This window comes from Vibrio mangrovi (assembly GCF_024346955.1).
In the GTDB taxonomy this organism is placed as follows: domain Bacteria; phylum Pseudomonadota; class Gammaproteobacteria; order Enterobacterales; family Vibrionaceae; genus Vibrio; species Vibrio mangrovi.
Map to the genome: position 1 here is coordinate 363,811 of NZ_AP024883.1, position 16,235 is coordinate 380,045.

The 16,235-nt window shown below is 45.3% G+C and carries 9 protein-coding genes; 5 read left to right on the top strand and 4 right to left on the bottom strand.

Translation table 11 applies throughout. The features are described from left to right. Positions 1-196: 196 nt before the first annotated feature. Both rpoB and rpoC read left to right on the top strand, forming a co-directional pair. On the top strand, positions 197-4,228 hold the full coding sequence (gene rpoB, locus OCU74_RS01660) for a DNA-directed RNA polymerase subunit beta (RefSeq protein ID WP_087481485.1): 4,032 nt from the start codon (positions 197-199) through the stop codon (positions 4,226-4,228). Between the two features lie 82 nt (positions 4,229-4,310). Beyond that, positions 4,311-8,513 carry a DNA-directed RNA polymerase subunit beta' gene (gene rpoC, locus OCU74_RS01665; RefSeq protein ID WP_087481484.1) on the top strand — a complete coding sequence of 1,401 codons (4,203 nt, stop codon included), beginning with the start codon at positions 4,311-4,313 and terminating at the stop codon, positions 8,511-8,513. 90 nt (positions 8,514-8,603) lie between these two features. Here rpoC and rsd read toward each other — a convergent pair whose 3' ends face one another. Beyond that, positions 8,604-9,092 carry a sigma D regulator gene (gene rsd / locus OCU74_RS01670; RefSeq protein WP_200807745.1) on the bottom strand — a complete coding sequence of 163 codons (489 nt, stop codon included), beginning with the start codon at positions 9,090-9,092 and terminating at the stop codon, positions 8,604-8,606. 170 nt (positions 9,093-9,262) lie between these two features. Between rsd and nudC the strand changes: the two genes are divergently transcribed. The 3 genes from nudC to OCU74_RS01685 all read left to right on the top strand — a co-directional run bounded on the left by nudC (position 9,263) and on the right by OCU74_RS01685 (position 12,087). Further along, the gene (nudC, locus tag OCU74_RS01675) at positions 9,263-10,042 is read left to right on the top strand and encodes an NAD(+) diphosphatase (RefSeq protein ID WP_200807744.1); all 780 of its coding nucleotides are present in this window, start codon (positions 9,263-9,265) and stop codon (positions 10,040-10,042) included. Positions 10,043-10,309: 267 nt separating this feature from the next. Then, on the top strand, positions 10,310-11,374 hold the full coding sequence (gene hemE, locus OCU74_RS01680; protein ID WP_087481482.1) for a uroporphyrinogen decarboxylase: 1,065 nt from the start codon (positions 10,310-10,312) through the stop codon (positions 11,372-11,374). A 77-nt stretch (positions 11,375-11,451) separates the two neighbouring features. Then, positions 11,452-12,087, top strand: a complete 636-nt coding sequence (locus tag OCU74_RS01685) for a TetR/AcrR family transcriptional regulator (protein WP_087481660.1) — start codon at positions 11,452-11,454, stop codon at positions 12,085-12,087. Between the two features lie 41 nt (positions 12,088-12,128). Here OCU74_RS01685 and OCU74_RS01690 read toward each other — a convergent pair whose 3' ends face one another. The 3 genes from OCU74_RS01690 to OCU74_RS01700 form a co-directional block, all read right to left on the bottom strand. Next, the gene (locus tag OCU74_RS01690; protein WP_234993598.1) at positions 12,129-13,199 is read right to left on the bottom strand and encodes a murein hydrolase activator EnvC family protein; all 1,071 of its coding nucleotides are present in this window, start codon (positions 13,197-13,199) and stop codon (positions 12,129-12,131) included. A 260-nt stretch (positions 13,200-13,459) separates the two neighbouring features. Further along, positions 13,460-14,989 (bottom strand): 2,3-bisphosphoglycerate-independent phosphoglycerate mutase, encoded by a 1,530-nt coding sequence (gene gpmM, locus OCU74_RS01695; RefSeq protein WP_087481480.1) that lies wholly within the window; start codon positions 14,987-14,989, stop codon positions 13,460-13,462. A gap of 171 nt (positions 14,990-15,160) precedes the next feature. Continuing rightward, positions 15,161-16,042: a DMT family transporter gene (locus tag OCU74_RS01700; protein ID WP_087481479.1), complete on the bottom strand. Its 882-nt coding sequence runs from the start codon at positions 16,040-16,042 to the stop codon at positions 15,161-15,163. Positions 16,043-16,235 lie beyond the last annotated feature (193 nt).

Below are 16,235 nucleotides of genomic sequence, written 5' to 3' on the forward strand. Positions count from 1 at the left end.
TGACCACCGGCCTTTTTGCGCTGTAGGGTGTCGATGAATTTTCCTACTGTTTAGTCATTCGATATCCATGCAAAAAACGTTTATCTCAACGTGGTTAAACGTCACTACAGTAAACAGTTAGTTAGTCACTGCCGCTTCCCTTTAATGAACTAAAGGCGGGCAGTTTGGGTCACTTATCAGCGAGCTGAGGAACCCCATGGTTTACTCCTATACCGAGAAAAAGCGCATCCGCAAGGACTTTGGTACTCGTCCACAAGTGTTGGACATTCCATACCTGCTATCGATCCAGCTCGATTCGTTCGACAAATTTATCGAACAGGATCCTGAAGGACAATATGGTCTAGAGGCTGCTTTCCGTTCTGTATTTCCTATTCAGAGCTATAACGGCAACTCTGAGCTGCAATACGTTAGCTACCGTCTTGGTGAGCCAGTTTTTGATGTTAAAGAATGTCAAATCCGTGGTGTAACTTATTCAAAACCCCTACGTGTAAAACTACGTTTGGTGATTTTTGATAAAGACGCGCCGGCGGGTACTGTCAAAGATATTAAAGAACAAGAAGTCTACATGGGTGAGATTCCACTCATGACAGATAATGGTACTTTTGTAATTAATGGTACTGAGAGGGTTATCGTATCCCAGCTGCACCGAAGCCCCGGCGTGTTCTTCGACAGCGATAAGGGTAAGACCCACTCATCAGGAAAAGTCCTATATAACGCACGTATCATTCCTTACCGTGGTTCGTGGCTTGATTTCGAATTCGATCCGAAAGACAACTTGTATGTTCGTATCGACCGTCGTCGCAAATTACCGGCTTCTATTATCCTGCGTGCTCTAGGAAAAACGACTGAAGAGATTTTGGATATTTTCTTCGAAAAAATAAATTTCGAAGTGAAAGAACAAGCATTGATGATGGCCTTGGTTCCAGAACGTCTGCGTGGCGAAACTGCCAGCTTTGACGTTGAAGCGAACGGAAAGGTTTACATCGAAAAAGGACGTCGTGTTACTGCACGTCATATCCGCCAGTTGGAAAAAGACGCAGTCGAGTTTATCGAAGTTCCTGTCGAATACATTGTCGGTAAAGTATCTGCAAAAGATTACGTGAATGAAGCAACCGGTGAGCTGATTGTTACTGCGAACCAGGAGCTGAGCCTTGAAGTGTTGGCTAACCTCTCTCAGGCTGGCTATAAGAAGATTGAGGTATTGTATACAAATGACCTTGATCACGGCTCATTCATGTCTGATACATTGCGTATTGACAGCACGACTGATCGCATTTCAGCTCTTGTTGAAATCTATCGGATGATGCGCCCTGGTGAGCCACCAACAAAAGAAGCGGCTGAAGCGTTGTTTGAAAGTCTGTTCTTCTCTGAAGAACGTTATGATCTTTCAACTGTTGGGCGGATGAAATTCAACAGCTCTATCGCTCGTGATGATGCTGAAGATCTGGGTACGCTTGACGAGTCCGATATCATCGAAGTGATGAAGAAACTGATCGCGATCCGTAATGGTATCGGAGAGGTTGATGATATTGACCACTTGGGTAACCGTCGTATCCGTAGCGTTGGTGAAATGGCTGAAAACCAGTTCCGTGTTGGTCTTGTACGTGTTGAACGTGCTGTAAAAGAGCGTTTGAGTCTGGGTGATCTGGACAACGTAATGCCACAGGATTTGATCAATGCGAAGCCAATTTCTGCTGCGGTAAAAGAATTCTTTGGTTCTTCTCAGTTGTCTCAGTTTATGGACCAGAACAACCCGCTTTCAGAAGTAACGCACAAACGTCGTATTTCTGCATTGGGTCCTGGTGGTCTGACACGTGAGCGTGCTGGTTTTGAAGTTCGTGACGTACACGTAACTCACTATGGTCGTCTGTGTCCGATTGAAACTCCTGAAGGTCCAAACATCGGTCTGATTAACTCGCTCTCTGCATTTGCGCGTTGTAATGAGTATGGTTTCCTCGAAACGCCATATCGTCGTGTTGTCGATGGTATTGTGACTGACGAAGTTGAATATTTGTCAGCGATCGAAGAAGGCCAGTTTGTTATTGCACAGGCTAACGCGAAACTTACCGATGAAAGCACTTTTGCAGATGAACTGATTACTGCTCGCCAAAAAGGTGAGTCAGGTCTTCATCCTCGCGAACATGTAAACTACATGGACGTTGCAACAAACCAGGTTGTATCTATTGCAGCTTCGTTAATCCCATTCCTTGAGCACGATGACGCAAACCGTGCATTGATGGGTGCGAACATGCAACGTCAGGCTGTACCGACACTTCGCGCTGATAAGCCACTGGTGGGTACAGGTATTGAACGTAATGTAGCTGTGGATTCCGGTGTAACTGCCGTTGCCAAACGTGGCGGTCATGTTCAGTCTGTAGATGCTTCTCGTATTGTTATCAAAGTTAACGAAGATGAATTGATCCCGGGCGAAGCTGGTATTGATATCTATAATCTGACTAAATATACACGTTCGAACCAGAACACTTGTATCAACCAGCGTCCTTGTGTGATGCCGGGTGAACCTGTGGCTCGTGGTGATGTTCTGGCTGATGGTCCTTCAACGGATCTGGGTGAGCTGGCCCTTGGTCAGAACATGCGTATCGCATTCATGCCTTGGAATGGTTATAACTTTGAGGACTCGATCCTTGTTTCTGAGCGTGTTGTTCAGGAAGACCGTTTCACAACGATTCATATCCAGGAGCTTTCCTGTGTTGCTCGTGATACCAAGTTGGGCGCAGAAGAGATTACTGCGGATATTCCAAACGTTGGTGAAGCAGCGCTGTCGAAACTGGATGAATCCGGTATCGTGTATATCGGTGCAGAAGTCAAAGGTGGCGATATTCTGGTTGGTAAAGTGACACCAAAAGGTGAAACACAACTGACTCCGGAAGAAAAACTGCTTCGTGCGATTTTCGGTGAAAAAGCTTCAGATGTTAAAGATACATCTCTGCGTGTACCAAACTCAGTTTCAGGTACGGTTATCGATGTTCAGGTCTTCACTCGTGATGGCGTAGAAAAAGATAAGCGTGCACTTGAAATCGAACAGATGCAGCTGAAAGAAGCGAAGAAAGACCTGACAGAAGAATTCCAGATTCTTGAGGGCGGTTTGCTTGCCCGTGTAAGAGCTGTATTACTCTCTGGTGGTTACTCTGAAGCGAAGCTGGATTCAATCGAGCGTAAGAAATGGCTGGAACAAACACTGGAAGATGGTGAGCTTCAGTCTCAGCTTGAGCAGCTTGCTGAACAGTGGGATGAGCTGAAAGCTGATTTCGATAAGAAGTTCGAAGCCAAGCGCCGTAAGATCACTCAAGGTGATGATCTCGCCCCTGGTGTTCTGAAAATCGTAAAAGTTTATTTAGCTGTAAAACGTCGTATCCAGCCTGGTGATAAAATGGCCGGCCGTCACGGTAACAAGGGTGTTATCTCTAAGATTAACCCTGTAGAAGACATGCCTTATGACGAAAACGGTCGTCCGGTTGACATCGTACTGAACCCTCTGGGTGTACCGTCACGGATGAACATCGGTCAGATTCTTGAAGTTCACTTGGGTTCTGCTGCGAAAGGCATCGGCGACAAGATCAACCAGATGATTAAAGAGCAGCAGGAAATTGCGAAACTACGTGAATTCTTGCAGGAAGTTTATGCTCTGGGTAACGATATTCGTCAGAAAGTGGACATCTCTGCTCTTTCAGATGAAGACATTCGTACACTGGCGAATAACCTACGTAACGGTCTACCGGTAGCAACACCAGTCTTCGACGGTGCAACTGAGCCTGAAATCAAGCAACTGCTGAAATTGGCAGATCTGCCTGAATCCGGTCAGTTGACATTGTTTGATGGCCGTACCGGTGACGCATTTGAGCGTCCGGTAACAGTGGGTTACATGTACATGCTGAAATTGAACCACTTGGTTGACGATAAGATGCATGCACGTTCGACTGGTTCTTATAGCCTGGTAACTCAGCAACCACTTGGTGGTAAAGCTCAGTTCGGTGGTCAACGGTTCGGTGAGATGGAAGTATGGGCACTTGAAGCTTATGGTGCTGCTTATACGCTTCAGGAAATGCTGACGGTGAAATCGGATGACGTGAATGGTCGTACGAAGATGTATAAAAACATCGTCGACGGCAACCACAGTATGGAACCTGGCATGCCAGAATCGTTCAACGTATTGTTGAAAGAGATTCGCTCACTGGGTATCAACATTGAGCTAGAAGACGAAGAGTAATTCTGTTCTTTCGTAAGAAGAATGGGATTATCTGGTAGAAAGGCGCTACCTGGCGCCTTTTAACTCCTTACAGGAGCTGATTGTGAAAGACTTATTAAACTTTCTGAAAGCACAGCATAAGACCGAAGAATTTGACGCGATCAAAATCGGTCTTTCTTCGCCTGATATGATCCGTTCGTGGTCATTCGGTGAAGTGAAAAAACCTGAAACCATCAACTACCGTACGTTCAAACCGGAGCGTGATGGTCTGTTTTGTGCGCGTATTTTTGGTCCGGTAAAAGACTATGAGTGTCTTTGTGGAAAGTACAAGCGCTTGAAGCACCGTGGTGTAATTTGTGAAAAATGTGGCGTAGAAGTCACTCAGACTAAAGTTCGTCGTGACCGTATGGGACACATTGAACTGGCGTCTCCAGTTGCTCACATCTGGTTCCTGAAATCGCTTCCGTCTCGTATCGGTCTATTGATGGATATGCCGCTGCGTGATATTGAGCGTGTGCTTTATTTTGAAATGTATGTCGTTACTGAACCTGGAATGACAGATCTGGAAAAAGGTCAGCTACTGACCGAAGAAGAATATCTGGATCGTCTGGAAGAGTGGGGTGACGAATTCACAGCGAAAATGGGCGCAGAAGCCATTAAGGACCTGTTGGGTTCAATGGATATGCACCATGAAGCTGAAGTAATGCGTGAAGAGTTAAATTCAACAAACTCTGAAACAAAACGTAAGAAAGTGACCAAGCGCCTGAAGCTGGTTGAAGCGTTTATTGCTTCCGGAAACAATCCTGAGTGGATGATTCTGACTGTATTGCCTGTTTTGCCGCCTGATCTGCGTCCTTTGGTTCCTCTGGATGGTGGTCGTTTTGCAACTTCTGATCTGAATGATCTGTATCGTCGGGTGATTAACCGTAACAACCGTTTGAAGCGCCTGCTTGAGCTGGCTGCTCCGGATATTATTGTCCGTAACGAAAAACGGATGTTGCAGGAATCAGTTGATGCGTTGCTGGATAATGGACGTCGTGGACGTGCGATTACCGGTTCAAACAAACGCCCACTGAAATCTCTTGCGGATATGATCAAAGGTAAACAAGGTCGTTTCCGTCAGAACTTGCTGGGTAAACGTGTTGACTATTCAGGCCGTTCTGTAATCACTGTAGGTCCATATCTGCGTTTGCATCAGTGTGGTCTGCCGAAGAAGATGGCTTTGGAGCTGTTTAAACCATTTATCTACAGTAAGCTGGAGACTCGTGGTCTGGCGACAACGATCAAAGCTGCGAAGAAAATGGTTGAACGTGAAGAGCCGGTAGTATGGGATATTCTGGATGAAGTTATCCGTGAACACCCAGTATTACTGAACCGTGCTCCAACACTTCACCGTTTGGGGATTCAGGCATTTGAACCTGTTCTGATCGAAGGGAAAGCAATTCAGCTACATCCACTTGTGTGTGCGGCGTATAACGCGGACTTCGATGGCGACCAAATGGCGGTTCACGTTCCACTGACACTGGAAGCTCAGCTTGAAGCCCGTACACTGATGATGTCGACAAACAACATTCTGTCGCCAGCATCGGGTGATCCTATCATCGTACCTTCACAGGACGTTGTATTGGGTCTGTACTATATGACTCGTGAAAAGATCAATGCACCGGGCGAGGGAATGTACCTTGCTGGTCCTGCGGAAGCAGAAAAAGCATATCGCACGAAGTCTGCTGCTCTTCACGCCCGGGTGAAAGTCCGTATCACCGAAACGGTTCGTGATGAAGACGGTAACGAAACGACTGAAACCAAAATGGTTGATACGACGATTGGCCGTGCGATGTTGTGGCAAATCGTACCGAGAGGTCTTCCTTTTAGCCTGGTTAACCAAAAACTGGGTAAGAAGCAGATTTCGAATCTGTTAAACGAGGCTTATCGTAAACTGGGTCTGAAAGACACCGTTATCTTCGCTGACCAGATCATGTATACAGGTTTTGCTTATGCAGCACTGTCTGGTGTTTCCGTTGGTATCGACGATATGGTCGTACCACCAGCGAAATACTCAGAGATCTCTGAAGCTGAAGAAGAAGTTCGTGAAATTCAGGAACAATTCCAGTCAGGTCTTGTAACTGCCGGTGAACGTTATAACAAGGTTATCGATATCTGGGCTTCAACCAACGATCGCGTTGCCAAAGCCATGATGGAAAACCTTTCTTCGGAAACTGTTATCAACCGTGATGGTGAAGAAGAGAAGCAAGAGTCATTTAACAGCATTTATATGATGGCTGACTCCGGAGCCCGGGGTTCTGCAGCTCAGATTCGTCAGTTGGCCGGTATGCGTGGTCTGATGGCTCGTCCTGATGGTTCGATTATCGAGACTCCGATTACAGCGAACTTTAAAGAAGGTCTGAACGTTCTTCAGTACTTTATCTCAACGCACGGTGCTCGTAAGGGTCTTGCGGATACGGCACTGAAAACTGCGAACTCAGGTTATCTGACTCGTCGTCTTGTTGACGTTGCACAAGATGTTGTTGTTACTGAACATGACTGTGGTACGCACGAAGGTGTTGAAATGATGCCACACATCGAAGGTGGGGATGTCAAAGTTGCTTTGACAGAACTTGCCTTAGGACGTGTTGTTGCTGAGGATGTTCTTAAGCCTGGTACAGAAGAGATTCTGATTCCTCGTAACACGCTGATCGATGAAAAACGGTGTCAGATTCTTGATGAAAACTCAGTTGACCAACTGAAAGTACGTTCTGTTGTAACCTGTGACTCTGACTTCGGTTGTTGTGCACAATGTTATGGTCGTGATCTGGCTCGTGGTCATCTGGTAAACCAAGGTGAATCCGTTGGTGTTATTGCGGCACAGTCTATCGGTGAACCGGGTACTCAGTTGACAATGCGTACGTTCCACATCGGTGGTGCGGCATCAACAGCTGCGGCAGAAAACAGTATTCAGACGAAGAACAAAGGTTCTGTGAAACTGAATAATGCGAAATTTGTAACCAACAAAGACGGTAAGCTTGTAATTACTTCACGTGCGACTGAACTGACTATTATCGATGAGTTCGGACGGACAAAAGAGAAACACAAACTTCCTTACGGTTCTTTATTGAGTAAAGCTGACGGTGATGCAGTTGATACGGGTGAAACCGTAGCAAACTGGGAAGCGCATACCATGTCAATCATCACTGAAGTATCTGGTCGTGTTCAATATGTTGACATGATTGATGGTGTGACCGTCTCTCGCCAAATGGATGATCTGACTGGTCTGTCTTCAAGTGAAGTAACAGAAGCCGCAGCTCGTCCGTCTGCTGGTAAAGATATGCGTCCAGCCATCAAACTGGTTGATGAGCAGGGTCGTGATGTCATGATTCCGGGAACGGATATGCCTGCTCAGTACTTCCTGCCGGGTAAAGCGATTGTGAACCTGGAAGATGGTGCTGAAGTTGGTGTGGGTGACACACTGGCTCGTATTCCGCAGAAATCTGGCGGTAACCGGGATATTACCGGTGGTCTGCCTCGGGTTGCTGACCTGTTTGAAGCACGTAAACCAAAAGAGCCTGCAATTCTTGCTGAGCACACAGGTACTGTGTCATTCGGTAAAGAAACTAAAGGTAAACGCCGTTTGATCATCACACGTGATGGTGGCGATACTTATGAGGAAATGGTTCCTAAGCATCGTCAGTTGAACGTGTTTGAAGGTGAGAAGGTAGAACGGGGTGACGTGATTGCTGATGGTCCGGAATCTCCACATGATATTCTGCGTCTGCGTGGTATTCATGCGGTGACTCAGTACATTGCTAACGAAGTTCAGGAAGTTTATCGCTTACAGGGCGTTAAAATTAACGACAAGCACATTGAAACGATTGTTCGTCAGATGTTGCGTAAGTGTACCATTACTTTTGCTGGTGATTCTGAGTTCCTTGCTGGTGAACAGGTTGAGTACTCTCAGGTGAAAATTGCTAACCGTCAATTGGTTGCGGAAGGCAAAGAACCTGCACGTTATGAACGTGAATTGTTGGGTATCACAAAAGCCTCTCTGGCAACAGAGTCGTTCATTTCAGCGGCATCGTTCCAGGAAACGACCCGAGTGCTGACCGAAGCTGCGGTTTCCGGTAAGCGTGACGATCTACGTGGCTTGAAAGAGAACGTTATCGTTGGTCGATTAATTCCGGCCGGTACTGGTTTTGCTTACCATCAGGAACGCCATGCAAGACGTGATGCACAAAAAGAAGGTCCATCTGCAGAGCAGGCAACGGACAATCTGGCAGCATTACTGAATGCCGGTTTCTCATCTGATGAGTAATCATTAAAGTTAGATAAAAGGCGCCGGAAGGCGCCTTTTTTGTCTCTGCCACACATCCAGAAAAGAGTGTTCCGGACTCGATTTTATTCTTTATGCTCCCGGTGGGACGGACAGGCTATCGGCAATTAACTGTATCAACTGATCTTCTACTTCGAAGCGAACTTCTAATGTTTCTCCCAGATGAGATAAATCCCGGTCAAAATTCTCCAGATGTTCATCATCTTTGATATCCAGATATTTATCTGCAAAATTGAGTAATGGATCGGTGGTTTCAATGATTGAAAAGTAGGTCTGATTAATCTCATCAGTGGCTGTGAATCCGGTCGACTCCCACTTGGCCTTTACCGTATCATAGATTTTGAAGTGTCCGGTTGAAATGTAGTCCACAAGCTTTTGGCAAAAGTCATGAATTTCGGCGGTTGAAGGGAGTTCACTAAGTGCGGATTTGGAAGCGCAAGGTTGTAATGCAGCGAGTTTACAGTATTTGACGAGCAAAGTTTGTCGGGAGTCTAACCAGTGGTCAATAACATCACTGGAACCTCCCCACTGCTCTTGTATTCTTTTGAATTTTTTAAGCATGGCCATGCCCTCATGATCTGATCCCCGTAGGGAGATCCTGCTTTGGCAGTTGTGTCTGTAGACACAATATCTTATTCATACGAGAGGGTTATAACATGGTACACTTCCCACTCTGGTATGAAACTAGATTGCCAGCAAAATAGCCGGACTGCAAGGATATAGGAGTGATCATGTTGAAAAATAGTGATGTCAGAAACGCTTATTGGTGCGTTGTTTCAGGAACAGATCTCTGGACTGTGGACAACATGTTACCCTTTGGCTCTGCACACCAGTTATCCCTTCCCGAAGATAAAGCAATTAAACTTACCGACTATGATGGTCACCCGGTATTCTGGTTGAATGAAGCGGATCTGGAGCAGCGTTTACCGATGTCATCTCTAAGAACCTTACTGCATATTAAAGAACCATTGTTTCTTGCTGCAAGCAAGGCCGTCCAGTATGGTCACATGACACAGACGCAACGTTTTTGCGCCCAGTGTGGCGGCAGAAATCATTTTCATCACCGGGAGTTGGCGATGCAGTGTCATGAATGCAGAACAATCCACTATCCTCGGATTTTTCCGTGTATTATTGTTGCTGTTCGTCGGGAAAGTGAGATTCTTCTGGCACAGCATGCCCGGCATCAGGGAGGAATGTATACCGTTATTGCCGGGTTTGTCGAAGCCGGGGAAACTTTAGAGCATACTGTTGCGCGTGAAGTCTATGAGGAAACTGGGATTCAGGTGAAAAATATCCGATATTTTGGTAGCCAGCCCTGGGCTTTCCCATCAAGTATGATGGTTGCTTTCCTGGCTGATTATGCATCGGGAGATATTCGGATTGATGAGAACGAAATCAGCCATGCAAACTGGTTTTCTCCGGATAACATGCCGGAGGTTGCACCGCAAGGAACGATCGCCAGAGCATTGATTGAGCAGACACTGGAGGATATTCACTCTACGTGTGCTTAATCCGTATAATAAAAAAAACCCTCCGAAACGGAGGGGGTAAGTAAGATGTCGTTATGAGATGTTGAGTATCAAGTACTCATGTTAATTATTAGTAGTTTTCGCTAGCGAACAAATTTTTAACATTTATGCCTCATTATTGCAAATAATCTGGTTTTATTTTCGCCAGGAACATGATCTTGCTTGCAAAGAAATAACATTTATTTGGTATATAAGTGATAAAGATATCATTTTTCTGAAAGATAAAAGCCCTGATTTGGAAGACTTAAAATGACTAAATTAAAGAATGACCGTTATCTGCGTGCTCTGTTGAGACAGCCGGTTGATCGTACACCTGTATGGATGATGCGCCAGGCAGGACGTTATTTACCTGAGTACCGGGAAGTCAGAGCTCAGGCAGGAGATTTCATGACTTTATGTAAAAATCCTGAACTGGCTTCTGAAGTCACACTGCAACCACTTCGGCGTTTTCCTCTTGATGCTGCAATTCTGTTTTCCGATATTCTAACGATCCCCGATGCAATGGGACTCGGGCTTTATTTTGAAGCTGGTGAGGGACCTAAATTTACCCACCCGATACAAAGCCGGGCTGATGTTGATAAAATAGGAATTCCGGATCCTGAAGGTGAACTGCAATATGTAATGAATGCCGTACGTCAGATTCGTCATGATCTACAGGGGGAAGTTCCACTTATCGGATTCTCCGGTAGCCCGTGGACACTGGCAACTTACATGGTGGAAGGTGGCAGCTCGAAAGCATTTACGAAAATTAAGAAGATGATGTATGCCGAGCCCAAAACGTTACATGCTCTGCTGGATAAACTGGCAGAAAGTGTCATTTTGTATCTGAATGCACAAATCAAGGCCGGAGCTCAGTCAATCATGGTTTTTGATACATGGGGTGGTGTGCTGACACCTCGTGATTATCGGGATTTTTCCCTTCACTATATGCACAAAATCGTTGATGGTCTGATCAAAGAACACGAAGGATATAAAGTCCCTGTGACACTCTTTACCAAAAATGGAGGAATGTGGCTGGAACATATTGCAGCAACAGGCTGTGATGCTATCGGGCTCGACTGGACTATCAATATTGAAGATGCAAAAGCACGTGTTGGTGAACGGGTTGCTCTTCAGGGAAATATGGATCCTTCCATTTTATACGCTCCGGCACCACGTATTCAGGATGAAGTGGCACAAATCCTTGCCGGATTCGGTGAAGGTAGTGGTCATGTATTTAATCTGGGACATGGTATTCACTTGGATGTGCCACCTGAAAATGTAGATATTTTTGTGAATGCTGTTCATGAACTTTCTGTGCCTTATCACAAATAACATAAAAGCTGTTGTGGTTACATTTATCTCAGTGTAATGACATAAAGTATGTGGAACTTGATTGAATTATGTCGGGTATGAAAACGAAAGATAGAATTATTTTTGCAGCATTGGAGCTTTTTAATGAGCAGGGTGAGCGCACCGTAACAACCAATCATATTGCTGCCCATATCCAAATTAGTCCGGGAAATCTGTATTACCATTTCCGGAATAAGCAAGAAATAGTCAGAGCAATATTTGAGCTTTATTCTAGTGAATTGCTTGAACGTTTTGCTCCACCACATGGGCAAAAAGAGAGTTTGTCACTGTTGAAGCACTATTTAGATTCTATTTTCACGCTGATGTGGAAATACCGCTTTTTCTATGCCAATTTGCCGGATATTCTGCAAAGAGACGAAGTGTTACATGGATCTTATATACGTGTACAGGAGAAGCTGAGACGTAACTTAGTGAGTATTATCAGTAGTTTTATCGAGATGGAGCTGCTTGAGGTTCCTGAATCTGAGATGCAGTCTTTCGTGACGACCCTTCATATGATTACTGCGAGCTGGCTGAATTACCGTTCAACGATGTCTTTAAAAGCACAAGTGACAGAAGAAGTCATTCATCAGGGAATGCTGCATGTGATTGCGGCAGTCAAGCCCAGAGCAACACCTGCCGGGGCAGAGCAATTACAACTTCTGGAAGATGGTGTCAGAGCAATGCACGCATAATGCAATCCATTATGAGTCAGCCTCACAATTCACTTTGTCGTTTATTGCAACCAGCGAAGTGGATTTGAGGCTTTGCTATTTCTGCGAACTTCAAAATAGAGAGAAGGTACTGGCTGACCGCCGGTGTCTCCGGCAAGAGCGATCGTTTCTCCAGCGGTGACTTTGTCACCTTCTTTTTTGAGGAGTGTCTGGTTAAATCCATACAAAGTCATATCACCCTGACCGTGATCAAGTAGCACAACTAATCCATATCCTCGCAGGTAGTCAGAAAATACGACACTTCCGGGATAAACGGCTTTCACCGCTTGCCCGTATGTTGCGTTGATCACGATGCCTTTCCAGTTAATCTGACCACTCTGATGGGTGCCGAAACGGTGCAGTAATTTTCCTTGTAATGGCCAGGGAAGCTTGCCTCTTTGTTGCGAGAATCCATTCATCGGAATCTGATTACGTTTAGCTGCTTTGGCTATTTCTGCTTTGAGTCTGGACTCATTGCGTTGTAACTCAGCTAAGTAGTTTTTGTCACTGGATATACTCGAGCGAATTTTACTGACCGTTTGCTTACGCTTTTGCTGAGCCTGTTTGAGCTGGCGGTGTTTCTGAGTCTGTTGAGTGAGCAGCGACTGAATTTGCTTCTGCTCCCGTGTCAATTGTGACTCATGTTGGTCTAGCTGCTGTTTCGTCTGTTCTAATTCCTGAATAGCCTGCGAACGTGCCTGTGCCAGATGCTGATAGTACTGGCTGATTCTATCTTCGTCTGCATCATCTTTAAGCAGATCCGAGACATTATTCTCCCGCCGGGTGATGTAGTATGTATGGAGTAGTTGTTTTAGCCGGTCTGACTGTGTTTGCCGTTGCTGTTCCAGACTTTTAATGCGATTTTCCAACTGAGCCAGATTGTTATTCGAACGCTTAAGATTACTTTGGGTTTGAGAAATCTGTTTCTCTAGCGAGACAATATCCAGTTCCTGAGTTTTCAATGTATTTTGTAGGTTATCCAGTTGTTTCGATTGAGAATCAAGAGATTGCTGTTGCCGGGATATTTCATTTTTGACTCCTTGCAATTCTTGTTTAGATGCGGCGTAGCCGGAGATATGGACCAATAGTGTCATGAATAACACGGCAATATGACGCAGCTTTAAATAGCGCGAAAGAGTGATAAATCGAATCGTGAAAACCTGCACCATGTTTTTGTGTGATAATTAATTTAAGAAGATGTCTTCCAGTATACAGAAACAGTAGGATGCCACGACATTCAAATGCAAAAAATTTTCTCTGGCTCTAAAAATAACAGCCCTGCATATCAAAGCTATGCAGGGCTGTTCCTTTGTTCCAGACTTGACTGAAATTTATTGCAATTCAGTTCAGGCTCTTAAAACAATACTTTTCCGGACATTTCTTCAGGGATAGCTGTCTCAGTCAATGCCAGCATTGTTGGCGCAAGATCAGAAAGTTTGCCGTCGGCTTTTAACTGGATATCCTGATTACCCACATAAATCAGTGGTACCGGCAGATTGGTATGTGCAGTATGAGTGCCACCGGTTTCCGGGTTCACCATCATTTCGGCATTCCCGTGGTCTGCAGTAATAAGCAGTTGCCCGTCAACTTCTTTGATAGCCTCGACAATACGGCCAATGCATTTATCGACAGCTTCACAGGCTTGGACAGCTGCATCGTATACGCCAGTATGACCCACCATGTCACCATTCGGATAGTTACAAATGATTGCATCATATTTACCCGAGCGGATAGCAGCAACCAGCTTGTCAGTCAGCTCTTCAGAACTCATCTCTGGCTGTAGATCATAAGTTGCTACTTTGGGGGAAGCGACCAACTGACGCTCTTCACCTTCAAATTCAGTCTCTACGCCGCCGTTGAAGAAGAAAGTAACGTGTGCGTATTTCTCTGTTTCTGAAATACGTAGTTGAGTTTTTCCAGACTTAGACAGCCACTCACCATAGGTGTTTGTCAGCATTTCTGGTGGGTAGGCGCTGTTGAGCGGGATATCTGCTGCATATTGAGTCAGCATCACAAATTCAACAGCCGGGAATTTTTCACGCTCAAAACCAGCGAAGTCCGCAACAAAAGTCCGAGTAATTTCACGGGCACGGTCAGCACGATAATTCATAAACAGAATGGTATCGCCATCTTCGATTGCCGCTGATGCTTCTCCGGCAGCCTGAATCACAGTTGCCTGAACAAACTCGTCGTTTTCTTCCCGGGCATAAGCAGCTTCCAGAGCAGTTACTGCATTATCATAAGTGAATTCGCTTTTTGCCTGAGTCAGCAGGTCATAGGCTTTTTGTACCCGATCCCAGTTGTTGTCACGGTCCATTGCATAATAACGACCAACTAAGGAAGCAATACGACCTTTACCCAGTTTAGCGAATAGCTCATCAAATCGTTTTAGTGAGTCTTCAGCGCTGCGTGGTGGTGTATCACGACCATCAAGGAAACAGTGCAGATAGATTTTTTCTGCGCCGCGAGCAGCTGCCAGTTCAACCGCAGCATAAATATGATCTTCATGAGAATGCACACCACCCGGAGACATCAATCCCATCAGGTGAACAGCTTTCCCTGCGGCAACAGCTTTGTCGATAGCTGTGACCAGTGTTTCATTGGTCTGGAAATCACCATCGGCAATTGCTTTGGTAATCCGGGTGAGATCCTGATAAACGATCCGGCCTGCACCGATATTGGTATGGCCAACTTCAGAATTACCCATTTGACCATCCGGCAAACCGACATCCAATCCAGAGGCAGAAATGAGTGTATGAGGATGATTTTCTACCAGACTATCCAGAACCGGTGTATTTGCATTGTTAATCGCGTTGCTTGCGTTGTCTTCACGGTAACCCCAACCGTCAAGAATGACCAGAGCCATTGGCTTCTTTGATGACATAGTGATGACCTCGTCAAATTCAAATATAAATTAAAAAACTAACGTAATTTTACTACATTTTATGGCACGTGATTAGGGTTAAGATCAATGATTCTCCCTATCAATTCAATCCATACTACCTTACAGAGGGTAACTCACACTATTTTTATTTTGTTGTTTTTTGTACAGCTGTCAGTACACCAGCATCCCTGTCCCGAGGACTGCAATAATAGCTCCGGCCCAGGCGAACCGGCTTGGGCGTTGTTTCGTATAAAACCATAAAACCGGTAGCAACATAATCGGTGTTGTTGAAGAGAGTAAGGCAACCATACCGACATTACCATCTCTGAGTGCGTACAGGATCAGTGTCATTCCCAGGGCCATTGCAAGAAAAGCGTTGAGCAATGTTGCCGAAAATATCTTACGATTCATCGCTTGGATTGGTTTTGCGATCCGAGCCCCAGAGATAAAGAAAATGCTGTGGGCCATAAAGGCAGAAATCATGCGTAGTGCTGAAGCTGCAATTGGGTCAACAGATGTTTGCATCACTGGTTTAGCTAAAATTCCTCCCAGAGCCTGACATAAAGCAGCAAGTAGTCCGAGAAATACCCCAATCCACAGATTGCCATGAACAGTTTCGAGTGTTCCCGGCTGGGATTTTCTGAAGAATATTGCAATAACCACTCCGCTGAAAACGAGAGCCGAACCAAGCAGTTCCCAGGTGGTCATGGTTTCATGAAACAGAAAATAGCCAAGTATGGCTGAGAAAACGGCATGACAGGAGAACAATAATCCTGCTTGTCTGGGCCCCATACGATTAAAGCAGGCAAATAGTGCAGTATCACCAATGAAAATACCGATAAAACCGGAGAGCATCATCGGGAGAATATGTTCGGATTCGACCGTAGACCATCCTGACGTCAGGATAGCAAGCGAACCCAGCATGACCGAAGTACAGCCCATTCGCCAACGGCTATAGGAGAATGTTCCCAGATGCCTGGCCGGTGTGACAGAAAGTATACTGGCAATTGCCCATAAAAAAGCAGCAGCTAGTGCTAACCACTCGTAACCCATATGTATGACTCTGCATTGAACGCGGTAAAATAGCGCATCAATATGCCTGAAGCTGATATGAAAACAAAGTGGTTTATGATGCTTATATCAAAGAGTCTTGCACTTGCTGACGGGAAGACATGTTACCCTGAACATAAGGGCAACATGTCAGTGAGACAAAGGGAGAAAAGTATCCAATTCTGTGTCATTCACT